The sequence below is a fragment of the Tamlana sp. 2_MG-2023 genome (genome assembly GCF_030548465.1).
GTDB lineage: Bacteria > Bacteroidota > Bacteroidia > Flavobacteriales > Flavobacteriaceae > Pseudotamlana.
Window position 1 is genome coordinate 145,576 of the sequence record NZ_JAUOSF010000008.1, and the last position, 15,899, is coordinate 161,474.

Annotated in this window: 6 protein-coding genes; all 6 read left to right on the plus strand. The window is 35.9% G+C overall.

Going from position 1 to position 15,899, the window contains the following annotated elements; all coding sequences use genetic code 11:
* The first annotated feature begins 599 nt into the window (after positions 1-599).
* The 6 genes from Q4566_RS13835 to Q4566_RS13860 all read left to right on the plus strand — a co-directional run bounded on the left by Q4566_RS13835 (position 600) and on the right by Q4566_RS13860 (position 15,810).
* The gene (locus Q4566_RS13835; RefSeq protein WP_303422298.1) at positions 600-3,665 is read left to right on the plus strand and encodes a TonB-dependent receptor; all 3,066 of its coding nucleotides are present in this window, start codon (positions 600-602) and stop codon (positions 3,663-3,665) included.
* 21 nt (positions 3,666-3,686) lie between these two features.
* On the plus strand, positions 3,687-5,456 hold the full coding sequence (locus tag Q4566_RS13840; RefSeq protein WP_303422301.1) for a RagB/SusD family nutrient uptake outer membrane protein: 1,770 nt from the start codon (positions 3,687-3,689) through the stop codon (positions 5,454-5,456).
* 24 nt (positions 5,457-5,480) lie between these two features.
* Positions 5,481-7,085, plus strand: a complete 1,605-nt coding sequence (locus tag Q4566_RS13845) for a SwmB domain-containing protein (protein WP_303422304.1) — start codon at positions 5,481-5,483, stop codon at positions 7,083-7,085.
* A 690-nt stretch (positions 7,086-7,775) separates the two neighbouring features.
* Positions 7,776-10,793, plus strand: a complete 3,018-nt coding sequence (locus tag Q4566_RS13850) for a TonB-dependent receptor (protein WP_303422307.1) — start codon at positions 7,776-7,778, stop codon at positions 10,791-10,793.
* 18 nt (positions 10,794-10,811) lie between these two features.
* The gene (locus tag Q4566_RS13855) at positions 10,812-12,332 is read left to right on the plus strand and encodes a RagB/SusD family nutrient uptake outer membrane protein (protein ID WP_303422309.1); all 1,521 of its coding nucleotides are present in this window, start codon (positions 10,812-10,814) and stop codon (positions 12,330-12,332) included.
* A 136-nt stretch (positions 12,333-12,468) separates the two neighbouring features.
* The gene (locus Q4566_RS13860; protein WP_303422311.1) at positions 12,469-15,810 is read left to right on the plus strand and encodes a VCBS repeat-containing protein; all 3,342 of its coding nucleotides are present in this window, start codon (positions 12,469-12,471) and stop codon (positions 15,808-15,810) included.
* Positions 15,811-15,899 lie beyond the last annotated feature (89 nt).

Genomic DNA, 15,899 nt, shown 5'->3' on the forward strand with positions numbered 1-15,899 from the left:
TATTATACCGCATGGGTTTTTCGTAACTTTTAACTGTAGATATACGAAAAAAGGTTTCACAAATTTGAATTTTAATTCATCGAACAAACATAATATATGATTTTTAAAACAGAACAAATGAACGAATCTGGAATCCTTATATATAGCACATAGGAATAAGAGTTATTAAAATTGAAGTTATTCTTTCTTGCCCATATCATCTCTATTAAAACAGACACACTTAATAAACTATCCTTTACCTATACAACATAAAGTAATAAGAAAGGAAAGCTTTAACGTATAAAATATATCCATTCACATTAATTATCACATCGTTCTTTTCTAGAACCTAGCTTATTTAGACACCTATTACTATTATATAATAAAACTTGAATTAAACTTAAAGATGATAATCCTTAATGACACTTATTACAGATGAACAAAAAACTATAAAAAATCATATAACACTTAAAATAAAACATATGTTCCCTTCCTAAACGTGAAATAATTTAATATTTGCAGTATAAATCCAACAACCTTAATATGATAACTTTAAAACTATGCTAATGAATTTAAATTTTAACCAAAGAGTAAAAGTTAACATCATTACACTAATGTGTATGATTAGCTTTTTTTCGATGCAATCGCAAAACAAAAATACGATTACAGGAACGGTAAGAGATACCGATCAAATACCACTTCCTGGCGTTAACGTTTTTGTAAAAGGAACTAATAATGGAGCCGTTTCAGATTTTGATGGAAATTATCAAATTAATGTTTCCAATAACGAAACCCTTACTTTTAGCTATTTAGGCTTTAAAACAAAACATGTTCCAGTAAATGGAAAAACAACAGTTAATATAACTCTTGAAGCAGACAACTCTGAATTAGACGAAGTAATTGTTGTTGGGTATGGTACCCAAACGAAAAAGGAAATTACAGGAGCTGTTGCACAAGTAGATAGCGAAGAGCTTGCAAAAACAGCCACTGCTGATATTGGTGCTGCACTACAAGGGCAAATAGCAGGTGTAAATGTACAATCAAGTTCTGGTCAGCCTGGAGCCGAAGCGAACATTCAAATTCGTGGATTAACTTCTGTATTTGGAAATAACAGACCGCTATATATTGTAGACGGTATTCCTTTTGAAGGTGACCCTAAACTAAGTATAAATGAAATTGAAACCATAGATGTTTTAAAAGATGCGGCTTCTGCAGCAATTTATGGAACAAGAGGTGCTGCCGGTGTTATTTTAATTACAACCAAAAAAGGTAAAAAAGGACTAATGCAAGTTAATGTTGAAGGTTATTCTGGGATTCAAAGCATTACTTCAGGTACCCCTTTACTAAATCGTGAAGATTACATATACACCCTATTCCTTACAGGAAATGCATTACAAAACACCAATTACGGAAATACCTGGACAACCGTAGAACAAAACCCTAATTCGTTAACAAGAAACACCGATTTAATGGATGTTGTTCTTAACGACTTTGCCTTGACACAAAACTACAGTGTACGCGTTTCTGGAGGAAAAGAAGGTCTTGCCTACAATGTAAGTGCTAACTATTTTAATCAAGAAGGTTCGGTAATCAACTCGAGTTTTGATAGATTAAACGTGAGATCAAACACCCAATACACCAAAGGAAAATTAAAAATTGATACAGGGATTTCTTTTCGTGTAGAAAATCAAGAATTTGCACCTTGGGGTATTTTATCAGATGCCATTAAATACGATCCTTTGCGCCCTGTAATTGATCCTGATGCAGACCTTGTTGCTGATGCTGGTGACGGCACTGCCGCTTCACATATGTCTTATTTAGGATATAAGTTATTACAGGAAGATAATCTTGAAAACAACTATTTTGATGGGTATATTAGTGCGGCTTATAGTTTTACAAAAAACTTAAAATTTACCACACGTTACTCTGGAAGTTTTAATAATGGAACAAGAATTACGATTAACCCGCAGTATGTTGCCTATGATTTAGAAGGCAATGAAGTGTCTGACCAACGTTCTAAAGTAAAAAACTTAAGTACTTTAACCAAGAAGAACACTTGGGAAAACATCTTAAACTACAATAAGAGTTTTGGAAATCACAATCTTAACTTAACAGGAGTGTATTCTGCAGAAAAGTATACTTATTCTGAATTCTTTGGAGAGAAATACGATATTTTAAATAATGATGTGACGGTAATAAACGGCGCAACTTCAGACCCTAACGCTGGTTCTGGAAATAACCAATGGACTCAAAATAGAGAAAGTACTTTAATTGGTATGCTAGCTAGAGCCCAATACAACTACAAAGGAAAATATATTTTAAGTGCAAGTGTACGCCGTGACGGATCGTCAAGATTCCAAAACGAACATTGGGGTGTATTTCCTTCCTTTTCTGCTGGTTGGGTAGTTTCAGATGAAAAATTCTGGGAACCAATAAAAAACACTTTTACCTCTTTCAAAATAAGAGCCAGTCAAGGTACTACAGGAAATCAAGGTATACCTGATTACGCCTACACGGCAAATATTGTTTTAGATCAGGATTATGTATTTGGAATGGACGACGATCAAAATTTAGCATTAGGTGCTAATCAATTAGCTTTCGCAAACAAAAATGTAAAATGGGAAACCTCAGTATCAACAAACTTTGGGGTTGATATGGGCTTTTTCAGAAACAAGCTAACTTTAAGTGCCGATGTGTATAACACAGATAAAGAAGACATGCTTTTCCCTGTGTTACTCCCTCCTACAGCTGGAGCTGGACAAGGGGGTGATGTCATCTTAAATGTTGGCGATATGACCAACCAAGGTTTAGAATTGGCGTTAGGCTATCAACACGCAGGAAAATTTTCTTGGGATGCAAACCTAACCTATTCTAGAAACATCAATGAAGTTACCAAAATGAGTGGTTCTAATAAATTATTATATTTTGGTGATAGTACCGTTTCTGGACATGATAACGACTCTGATAAAGTTTCTGCCCTAGCTGAAGGTTATGAAGCAGGTGCCTTTTTCTTATGGAAAACAGATGGCATCATAAGAACCGATGAAGAATTAGCTGAGTACCAAGCAATATTACCAACTGCTAAAATGGGAGATTTACGTTATGTTGATGCTCTAACCGTTGACACAAATGGTGATGGCATCCCAGATGCTGGTGATGGTCAAATAGATATCGATGATAGACAATATGCTGGTAGTGGAACACCAGAATTTGAAATGGGTTTCAACTTCAACGCCTATTTTAAAAATTTCGACTTTTCTATGCAATGGTATGCTGCATATGGCGGTGAAATTATTAACGGTAACAAAGCCTTAGCTTATAAAAGTAGAACACATCAAGATTTAGTATACCAATGGTCACCTCAAAATGACACGTCTGAAATTCCCGTTTACCGTAATGCACAACACGATAATTTAAGGGGAGCTACAGACCTATGGTTAGAAGATGGATCTTTTCTTAGATTAAGAAACGTTGCTCTGGGGTATACCATTCCAAAACAAACAACTGAAAAAATGGGTATTTCAAAATTTAGAGTTTACATATCTGCACAAAACCCACTTACTATTACTAGCTATGAAGGATATGACCCAGAAGTTGGAAATAACGGACTTAGCACCAGAGGTATCGATAAAGGTACCTATCCTGTAACTAGACTAACGATGCTAGGGGTACAATTTGATTTTTAATAAAAAAACAAGATACAGCAAATGAAAAATATAAATTTCACACAAATAATATCAGCATTGGTCATTCTATTGACTGTAAATGCTTGTTCGGAGGATTTTTTAGATCAGACCAATCCCAATAATATCTCAACAGATATTTTCTGGAAAGACTTAAACGATTTAGACCTTGGTTTAAATGGGCTTTATAAAGGTTGGAGTAATGCCAACAATATTAAATTAGTAGATGAATTACTACGATCAGATTTAGCCTGGGGAAGTGGGTTTCAACGCCCTACCAACAGTAATGTTTTTTACCAACAAACATTTAATAATGCTGCGCTCGAACTTAATCAAAAATGGGCAGAAAATTATAAAACTATTTTTAGAGCCAACCAAGTCATAGAAGCCACGCAAAATTTACAAGGCACCTTTGATAATGATGAAGACAGAGATGCTGCCAATTTAATTTTAGCACAAGCCCGTCTTTTAAGAGGGTATCTATACTTTAACCTTTACAACAATTATAACGGTGGTAACATACCAATATTTGATGAGGTACCTGTAGACGAAGCTGAATTTTACGAACCAGTACAAGATGCTGCAGTTGTAAAAGCCTTTTATATGGAAGACCTAAAATTTGCAGAACAAAATTTACCTTTAAAATGGGAAGGTAAAGATTTAGGACGTGTAACCGCTGGTGCTGCTGTAGCTTTAATAGGTCAAACCCACTTGTACGCCGGCGAATTCGATCAAGCTGCCATATACTTTAAAAGTTTAATTAATGATTTCGGGTATAGTTTAACTCCAAATATTGGTAGTAACTTTACTACTATGGATGAGTTTAATAGTGAATCTATTTTAGAAGTAAGCTATTCTATGGACTATAAGAACGAATTAGGTCCATGGGACAGCAGAGATGTTGCCAATACAGGTTCTTATAACAAAAAACTCACAGGTGTAGGAGGTTGGTTTAATGCCGTGGCGGCAAACTGGCTTATCTTAGAATACAGAAATGATCCATTAGATTATTCAGACGATAGAAACAAAGTCATTGATGAAGACGGAAACGAAAAGTTTAGAAAATTTAGTTTAAGAACATCATGGTCTGTTGCATTAGTAGACGACCCAGATTTAGGATACTACGGTTTTGATACACCAGGACAAGCCGCTCTTTTTAACGTAAATTTGACGGCGTTTTGGAGAAAACATACCAACTGGGATCTAGGAGCAGAAAATGAAGACATTATTTCTCCAGGTAAAGTGAGATCAGCCATTAACGAACGTTTGATTAGACTTGCGGAAATTTATTTACAATATGCCGAGTGTATGATAGAATTAGGTGATGTGGACGAAGCGATGCTTTACATTAATAAAGTAAGACACCGTTCAGCGTTGCAATTACTCGGACCTAATGGTTCAGGAGAGTTTCCTTCTGCCGATCACGACAATATCATGTATACAGCACAAAGCTTAATGGATCATTTAAGATTTAAAGAATATCCTCTAGAGCTTTCAGCTGAAGGTGACGGTAACAGAAACATCGATTTAAGACGTTGGGGCGTTAAAAAGAGTCGTTTTGAAGAATTGGCACAAAGACGTTATGCTGCAGATCCTTTCGAAGTAACCATGCCAGACGGAACGAAGGTAACACGATGGGGAAGTATAGTGAAAGAATTACCTGCAGGTGATCCTCTTGTAAATCCAAACTGGAATGAATTTCAAGAAGCCTCTCAAAATTACATAGAATCAGAACACGCGTATTGGCCAATGCCTAATAGTGAGTTGATAACCAACCCTGATCTATACAAATAAGATTCAAAATTTAAACAATATAACATGATGAAAAATAAAATATATTTAGGTATCATATTACTATTCGTAGCCTTGGTTGGATGCCAAACTGATGACGCGTATGATGCACCAACAGAATTATCAGATGTTGGCTTTTACACCAGCCAAGGACAAGCTCTAGAATTACAATTAAATGTTTTCGATTTTATGACATTTAGTGATCTTTCGCAGGGTGCAACTGATCATACATGGTTTTTTGATACAGGTATTTCTATGTTAGAAGGGCCTATAGAAAGAAATGATACAGATTACGAAGCGCGTATCATATACCCAGGTGCACGATCATCTAACGAAAAAACTATTAACCTGTATTTTCAAGAATCAGGAATAAAAACAGTTAGACTTTACAACACTTTTAAAGACTCTGTTACCTTTAGAGGTAACAATGGTGTAGACGATTATTATGTGGGGTCGGAATGGATTGATAACAAATGGGTTATTGACACCACGTTTAACGTAAAAGTTTTTGATACCATTATTTCTGAGATTATAGTAAAACAAAACAGTCAAATTGTAAATCACAAGTCAACTGATACGATTTACGTTGAAGCGGGCGAATTATTAGAATTTACAGATATTACCACGATTGGAGAACCAACTGGAAGAACTTGGAATATATTTGATCTAGATACAGAAACAAATTACACCTCTTCTAGCGACTCTATTGCTAATATCCAATTTAATAAATTAGGAAATTTTAGAGGTAGTATAAGCACTAATAGATCTGGTGAAAATATCCCCGCTGATGGCGATGTATATGGCATACCAGCTCCGATTAAAGTCGTTGCATCTAGCAAAACTTTCGAAATTAATGATGATATTTATGAGATGGAAGACGAAACCATTGTTATAGCTTATAACGGTGAATTTGAACCTTTTACTAATCAAGAACAATTCTTTACGGTTATGGTAAACGGTGTTCAATTCCCAGTAGCTTCAGTTGAAATAAACGGAAACGACGCTACTAAATTGAATTTAACCTTAGCCGATCCTATTTATCGTCCTGATGTTATAACCGTTTCGTATACAGGTACCGAGATTAAGTCAACCGATACAAGAACCGCTAGTATGTTTAGCGATGTACCAGTTATCATGGATGCAACCAATTTAGTACCAGAAAACCTTGCTACATTAGAAGCAAATGATGGCGCATGGACAAACTTTTGGAGTAATGAAGGAACGGTCTCTTATTCTACAGAACAGGCTGCTAGCGGTTCGTATAGTTTGAAGCTAGAAATCGCTTCTGGACAAGCTAAAGCAGAAGCAGATGGCACATTGGATCAAGCCCTAGATTTTGATGGTACCAAAACGTATACTGTAACTTATAAAATGTTCATTGCTGATGGGGCTACAGGTACTGATGGTAAAGCAGAAATAAAACTATTTTTGTTAACAAATTGGGACTGGAATTCATCAGATGACAACTTTTTACAACCATCTGGTCAATGGGTTACCGTTAGCAAAGACTACAACAGCACAAAACCGTTATCTAAGTTCTATTTGAGAATTTTATCTAACGCAAGCAAGACTACAAATGCTACCGTTTATTTTGACGACTTTACTATCATGGAAAAAGAAGTACGTCCTTAAACAGGAAAAGTATAACATAAATTAATAGCTGTAAAAGCGTGTTTTTGAATATTCAAAAACACGCTTTTTTTAAATATAACCCATTATAACTCCATCAAGTCCATTCATGAAATTTACTTCGGCATAACTATGTAAAGCTAAAAACCCCATTGTATCTCAAATCTAAACTAAGAGTTTTCACTTTTAAATTCCGGTAAAACACGAATGTGGTTATTAAAGCTTATTTCTGATTCTAGTTGGATCATTAATCAGATTTCCTACATTTTGAAATTAATAAAACAAGCTTCTTCATACCAATCCCTAAATATTATTAGCAATAACAAAACGAGAAAACAATAAAATAATCACCTTTTCAATACATAAATCCTATTTTATCATGATTTTTTTCACGATTCAATACCTCTATAAAAGACATTAACCTTGATTGATCTAATAGTTTGATTAACTTAAGCATATTATTTAACGAAAAATTCAGCACCACCAAATAATTAAACAACTGCACGACAGTCTTTTAACTTCTAAAATAGCATCTATATTAGTATGTCTAGTTTTAGTCTAGTTAGAAAAAAGCAAAAAAAAATTGAATGAAAACTGTAAACCATTAACTTTAGTCAGATGTATACCAACATAAACCCTAATCGGTTTTTAAATTCAACAACTAAAACAACTTAAGTAATTAAAACTAATTTTATGAAACAGATGAAAAAACGACCATGGGGTAAAAAGCTATTTTTTAGTTTTTTACTCTTATCATGTATGTCCTTATCGGGATTCGCCCAAAATGTAATTACCGGTAAAGTTATAGATGAGTCAGGAATGGTAATTCCTGGAGCAACCATTCTAGTTAAGGGTACAACAAAAGGAACCGTTTCAGACTTCGACGGAAATTACACCCTAGAAGCGACCTCAGAAGATAATTTAATATTCTCTTATATAGGTTATAAAACTATAGAAATTAAAGTAGGCACACAAACCACAGTTAACGTAACACTAACCGAAGATACTAGCGAGCTTGAAGAGGTGGTTGTAGTAGGCTATGGAACAGTAAAGAAAAGTGATGTTGTAGGCTCTGTTTCTCAAGTTACTTCTAAATCCTTCGAAGACCAACCCTTAACCCGTACAGAAGATGCCTTACAAGGCCGAGCCTCGGGGGTGAAAGTTACACGAAGTTCAGGACAACCTGGAGGATCAATAAAAGTTCGTATAAGAGGGGTGAACTCCATAACAGGAAATAATAGCCCATTAATAGTAATCGATGGTGTTATTGGTGGCGACTTAAGCACCATAAACCCAAGCGACATTGAAGCTATGGACGTATTAAAAGATGCTTCCGCAACTGCAATATACGGTTCAAGAGGATCTAATGGTGTGATATTAGTAACCACTAAAAAAGGTCGAGGTAAAGCAAAAATATCTTTTGATAGCTTTGTTTCTTTCGACAACATTCCAGAGTTACTTCCAACGCTTGGTGCGGCCGATTTTGCTAGAATAGAAAATTCCAGTAGAGCTCGAGTTGGATCTCCTGCTATTTATTCAGATGCTGAAATAGCGTTCTTTGAAGAAAATGGAGGCACTAATTACCAAGAAGAGTTATTTGACCAACAAGGGATGACACAAAATTTTCAAATGACGGCCAGCGGAGGTTCAGAAAATGGAAATATTAACTATTTCCTCTCTGGAAATTATGTTAAACAAACAGGTATGGTTATCGAAACTGGATACGAGAAATACTCGCTGAGATCAAATCTCGATGCTAAAATTTCTGACAAGTTTGAAATAGGATTAAACTTATCTCTAGTTCGTGATGAAACGGAAAACGATTTAAATTCATTTAGCTTATTTAACGGACGTAAAATCATGCAAGCCGCAACTTGGGATCCTACTACCCCCGTTTATAACGACAGTGGCGAATACAATTACTTTTCATTAAAAAGTGTAGCTAGTGGTACTATTAACCCTATCGCTGAAATGAGAGAGTCTCAAATTAATTTTTTAAGAAATCGAGTTGACATTAACCTCAATGCCAAATATGATTTTACAGACAATCTATCCTATGCATTAATTGTTGGAGCGAATACAGTCAATACCAAACAAGAACGTTATGACATTAGTATATCAAAGCCAGATGCAACCTATTCTGGAACAGATAACACAAGCTATCAAATAAGTAACATATTAACTTGGTCCAACACTTATGGTAAACACAATATTAACGCTACTGGACTCTATGAATTTTCAAGTTCGGAATACAGCCAAAATGGTTACTCTGCCTATGACTATCTGATTTCAGGAAGTTTTTATTTAGCAGAATTAGCAGAATCCTTTGCCGCTTCAAATATTTATAACAAATCGGATATACAGTCTGTGATGGCTAGAGCTGCTTACGTTTATGATGAAAGTTTATTTCTAACAGCAACCATTAGAATGGATCAATCTTCTCGTTTCAGAAAAGATGAAAATACAGGATACTTCCCTTCTTTAGCCCTAAAATATAGTTTTAAAAAATGGAACTTTATTGAAAACGGGAACTTTTTAAGTGATTTGGCTATTCGAGCTGGATGGGGACAAGTAGGTAATCAAAATATTGCACCTTATAGTACATTCCCGAGTTCTCAAATTGGTGGCACAGATGCCTCTTATCCTTTTACAGGAGGAACACCTTCTCCAGGAGCTGTACCAGAAGGATATGGGAATGAAGACTTAACTTGGGAAACCACCACACAAACCAATGTTGGCTTAGATTTAGCCTTTTGGAATGGAAGAGCAAACTTCACCATTGATGGTTATAAGAAAAATACAACCGATTTATTATTAAATGTACCTGTTCCAGGTACTAATGGTGGCGGTTTTATACCACAGAATATTGGTGAGGTTGAAAACTATGGTTACGATATCACTTTAGGTGGTTATATTATTTCAAACGACAACTTTAATTGGGAATCAAATGTTAACTTTTCTTATGTAAGGAATGAAGTTGTAGACCTTGGAGAGGAAGATTTTATTCAAGGTTCATTTGAAGCTACCGATGGCACACAATCCTACTGGAATATTATTGAAAAAGGAGAGCCATTAGGTCAATTCTTAGGTGCAACATTTTTAGGAACTTGGAAAACCTCCGAAGCGACAGAAGCTGCACAATTTGGTAGAGCGCCAGGGGATCCTAAGTATTTAAGAGATGATTCTGGAGAAATTGTTTACCAAGCTATAGGAAATGGTACGCCAACAACTTTTTGGGGATTCAATAACACCTTTAGTTATAAAAACTGGGACTTAAATTTACTTATTCAAGGTGTCCACGGATTTGAGGTATATAACACTATGAGAGGGACTATTAATGGTCCACAAAGAAGTTTTATGTCTCCAGATCAATTAAACCAATGGACACCGCAAAATGAAACCGATATTCCTGCTGGCGGACAAAGCATCATTGGATCCTCTAGGTTTGTAGAAAATGGTAGTTTTGTTAGATTACAAAATTTAGCCATAGGTTACACCTTACGTGAAATAGGACCAATAGAATCTTTAAGATTATATGCTAGTGGTCAGAACTTATTCTTGATCACAGATTACCAAGGCTACGACCCAGAACTTAACACGATTACGGCAGTACCAGAAGATAGAGGAAATGGCGATGTGGCTGCTGGAATTGATGCTGGTGCCTATCCTAACCCTAGAACATTTACTCTAGGATGTAAATTAAATTTTTAATAAAAAATTGATCAAAATATGTATACTAAAAATAAAACACTAAAATATCTAAGCAGCAAAGTATCGTTGGTAGTGACACTCATACTCACCTTGATGTGTCAAAACTGTGCAGATTTAGACGAAGATCCTACTACTTCACAATTAGCGCCAGGACAATTTACTTCATTAGAAGATTTTGACCTTGGTGTAACTGGCGTATATGGTAAGCTTAGAACAGCCTCGCAATGGACAACCTTTTTTGTTTTTGGCTGGGCTGGCGATGATATAACAACTCACCGAGCCTTAAACAAAGCTCCATTTAGAGAATACGACCAAATGAATGTTTCAAGTGACAATCCAAGATCCTTAAGTAATTGGAACGATGTTTACTCGATGATTAGAGCTGTAAATACAGTTATAGAAAGTGCTCAAGGATTATCTGTACCAGATCAAGAAGGCTACGACAGATTGCTAGGTGAATCACATTTTTTAAGAGGTACACTTTTTCTACATATGACTAGAATACATGGTAGAATCCCTTTACCCCTATCTTCTGCCCCAGATTTTGAAATAGGATTAGCGACACAACAAGAAGTTTATGAACAAGTAGAACGTGATTTATTATTAGCTGAAAGTCTACTTCCTGATCTATACCCAGGTGTTATCGCCGGGGCACCACGTCCAAACAAAGGAAGTGCCCAAGCAATTTTGTCTCGTCTATATCTTAACTGGGCTGGTTACCCTTTAAAGGACAACACCAAATATACCGAAGCCGCTGATGTTGCTAAAAAAGTAATTGACAACCATCCCGCTCACGGGTTTGAGCTACTTAGCGACTTAAATGATTTATGGAAGGTTGAAAATAGATTTAACAGTGAATCTGTTTGGACCATCGCATACAGTAATCCTTCAAATTTAGGTAATAGAAAATATGGGATTTTAGGCTACCCTTCTGATGTAGAAGGTGGTTGGTCTGAAACTTTTGCTGAAGTTCGATTTTTTGAAGACTTTCCAGAAGGACCAAGAAAAGAAGCTACATATAGAACCGATTTAGATTGGAAAAACTTTCAAGATCAGGTACAACCAATTTTCACCAAAATTGCAGGACCACAAGGTGATTTACCTAGTCAATGGTCTACCGATAGAAACGATTTCTATATGCGTTATGCCGAAGTACTACTTAATTATGCCGAAGCCTCTGGACGTTCAGGATCACCAACCGCCGAAGCTTGGGAAGCACTTAATAAAATTAGAAGGAGAGCCGCTGGAAAACCTTTCAATACTCCAGATCCTAGTGTAGATTTAACATCTGGAGATTTAGGAGAATTAGCATTTACTGAAAGGAAATGGGAGTTTGCAGGTGAATACCTGAGATACAACGATTTGGTACGCATGGAACGTGTTGCAGACGCCTTGAGTGATCAAGCACGAACACCGTTAGATCCAAACATTTCATTATCAAATCCAGTAGTAGGCTCCTTGTCTCCTGACAACTACTTTGCACCAATTCCACAAATAGAAATCGATCTAAATCCAAACTTAGATCCTGATAATAATTAAAAAATAAACACATTGAATTAGTTATTTTTTAAAACGGTAAGACTTCAAAAAGTCTTACCGTTTTTATTATTTGACAAAATAAATCCGCATATATTATTATATTAACATCCTAATTAGAACTAAAAGCTAATTTGTTATGATCAAACAAACCAAACTACACTTTGTACTTCCATTATTTATTATAACACTATTATTTGCTTGTTCTGACTCAAAAAAACAACAACGAACAACAGAACCAAGTGAGACCACAAAAGACCTGCTTTTCACCTCTATTTCCTCAGAATATTCCGGAATTAACTTCACAAATACCCTAGAAGAAACAGTAGATACCAACTACTACCAATACATGTACGCTTATGTTGGCGGGGGTGTTGCTGCAGCCGATTTTAATAACGACGGACTGGAAGACTTATTTTTCATTTCCAACAGTTTCGAAAACAAACTCTACCTGAACAAAGGCAAACTAAAATTTGAAGACATTACCGAACAAGCTGGAATAACCAAAAGAACCGGTTTCGACACCGGGGTTACGGTGGTCGACATTAATAACGATGGTTATTTAGACATATATATTGTTAGAGGCGGATCGACAGCTCAAGAAGCCACTTATGCCAATATGTTATATATTAATAATGGTGATTTAAGCTTTACAGAGCGTGCCGAAGAATTTGGTCTAGCAGATACCAACCGAGGCATTCACGCTACATTTTTTGATTATGACAAAGATGGCGACTTGGACGTATATATCTCGAACACCCCAGATATGACTACTAAGACAGAAGTTTTAGATTTAAAAGCCATACAAACTGACCCTGAAACTATAGCTCGAAAAGGTAGCGACAAACTCTATAATAACGATGGTACGGGTCACTTTACAGACGTTTCAACCAAATCAGGTATTATGCCCGACCTTGGTTTTGGCTTACACCCTCAAGTTGGCGATTTAAATAATGATGGCTGGCTAGACATTTATGTGTGTAACGATTTTAATATGCCCGATTTCGTCTACATCAACAATCAAGATGGTACCTTTTCAGAAAAAAGAAATGAAACCGTAAAACACATGTCTTTTAACAGTATGGGTGGCGATATGGCCGATATTAATAATGATGGTTTAGAAGATATTTTAACCTTGGATATGAATCCGCAAGATTATATACGATCTAAAACTACTATGGGAATGACTTCAATTCCTGAGTTTGAAAAAATGGTTGCTAGTAATTACCATTACCAATACATGCACAATATGTTACAATTGAATAACGGTAATGGCACCTTTAGTGAAATTTCACAACTAGCCGGAATAGGCAATACTGATTGGAGCTGGGCCATATTATCGGCAGATTTCGATTTAGATGGCTATAACGATGTATATGTAACCAATGGCGTTTTTAGAGATGTAATAGACAAGGATAAAAACAACGAAATTAAAGCCTTGCTACGACAAAATAATAGAAAACCAACGAAAGAAGATTTCCTTACCTACTCGCAAATGCTACCCCAACAAAAGTTAGTTAACTACCTATTTAAAAACAATGGCGATCTTACATTTACAGACGAATCTTCCAACTGGGTCGATGCAACACCAACATTTTCGAATGGCGCAGTCTATTCCGATTTAGATAACGATGGTGATTTAGAGCTTGTTGTAAACAATATTAATGAGCATGCCACGATATTAAAAAACAATGCTATCGAGCAAACCTTAGGAAACTATTTACAACTTCATTTTAAAGGCCCAAAAGACAACAGCTTTGGTCTTGGCACCGTAGCCAATTTATATTTTGAAAATGGAGACATTCAAACGAGACAGTTGGTGAATTCTAAAGGCTTTATATCATCTGTTTCGAACACATTACATTTTGGTTTGGCAAAAAAAACAGGCATAGAAAAATTAGAAATAATCTGGATGGATGGAAAAAAGCAAGTCATTGACAAACCAACAGTGAATCAAGTTTTAACAGTAGATTATGCCAATTCTAGTAACATACCAGAATCGCAAGAATCAAAAAACACTATATTCACTGAAATTCCATTTGATTACAGGCATGTCGACCCGTATTACAACGACTTCAACACCCAAATTCTTTTACCACATAAATTATCGCAAACTGGTCCAGCAGTAGCGGTAGCCGATTTAAACGGTGATGGTTATGATGATGTGTATCTAGGTGGCGGTCATTCCCAACCCGGACAATTGCTTTTGAGTAATTCCAAAGGTGGATTTTCAGTAAAAACCGTAACTGCCTTCGAAAACGACAAACAATATGAGGATGTCGGTGCTGTATTTTTTGATACCGATCAAGATGGCGACTTAGACTTATACGTGGTGAGCGGTAGTTACGAATTTGTTAGAACCCCAAAGTTACTCCTCGACCGTTTATATATTAATGATGGAGCAGGGAAGTTTTCAAAATCTAACGATGCATTACCAGACATGGTCGCGGCTGGTTCGGTAGTAAAACCGTACGACTACGATCAAGATGGTGATATTGATTTATTTGTTGGCGGACGCGTAATTCCGAATAAATATCCTTACGCTCCTAAAAGTTACATCTTGCAAAACAATCAGGGTAAATTTACAGTAGTTACACCTACTATAGCACCAGAATTAGAACAAATAGGTATGGTTACTGATGCTGTTTGGGAAGACATGAACGGCGATTCTATTTTAGACTTACTTGTAACTGGGGAATGGATGGGAATCCATGTTTTTATAAATGAAAATCGCAAATTAACGAAAAGTACCAATTTTAAAACCTTAGAGGAAACTACAGGATGGTGGAACCGATTATATTTTGCCGATGTAGATCAAGATGGTGATAAGGATCTTATTGCAGGAAATTTAGGTCTGAATTATAAATTTCATGCTACTAAAGAAAAACCATTTCAAATTTATACGAAAGATTTTGATTTTAATGGTACAGAAGACATCATGCTGGCCAAATACGACAAGGATAAGCAAGTGCCAATTCGTGGAAAAGGTTGTACTGCACAACAAATGCCTCATTTAGCTAAAAAAATTAAATCGTATGAAGACTTTGCCAGTAGAGATTTAGCTGGCATTGTAGGAGAAGGTATAAAAAGCGCCTATCATTTGTCGGTAAACGAATTCCGATCGGGAGTTTTCAAGAATAATGGAGATGGTAATTTTGTTTTTGAACCGTTTGAAAACACCTTACAACAATCTCCAATAAATGGTATAGCTTATCACGACTTCAATGGCGACACCCTACCCGATATATTATGTGTTGGAAATAATTATATGTCGGAAGTGGAAACTACAAAGGCTGATGCCGGTATCGGCACCTTATTATTAAAGAATCCTGACTCAAACTTTCACACCATCTCTAATCTAGACTCCGGATTCTTTGCCCCTAACGACACGAGAAACGTGACCTCATTAAAAAGTGCTTCAGGAGATCTTATTCTTGTGGTTAACAATAATAACAAACACCAACTTTTTAAAATAAATTAAAAATTGTAAATGGGTTATTGGAAGGTTTTAGCACACGTTGTGAATTGTTCGGATATCCACTAGAACTTGCTTGAATGCGTATTAAAAAT

Excerpts from the sequence above, each read along its gene's own strand:
- Q4566_RS13835 (WP_303422298.1), top strand. The coding sequence starts at position 600 with ATGATTAGCTTTTTTTCGATGCAATCGCAAAACAAAAATACGATTACA.
- Q4566_RS13840 (WP_303422301.1), top strand. The coding sequence starts at position 3,687 with ATGAAAAATATAAATTTCACACAAATAATATCAGCATTGGTCATTCTA.
- Q4566_RS13845 (WP_303422304.1), top strand. The coding sequence starts at position 5,481 with ATGATGAAAAATAAAATATATTTAGGTATCATATTACTATTCGTAGCC.
- Q4566_RS13850 (WP_303422307.1), top strand. The coding sequence starts at position 7,776 with ATGAAACAGATGAAAAAACGACCATGGGGTAAAAAGCTATTTTTTAGT.
- Q4566_RS13855 (WP_303422309.1), top strand. The coding sequence starts at position 10,812 with ATGTATACTAAAAATAAAACACTAAAATATCTAAGCAGCAAAGTATCG.
- Q4566_RS13860 (WP_303422311.1), top strand. The coding sequence starts at position 12,469 with ATGATCAAACAAACCAAACTACACTTTGTACTTCCATTATTTATTATA.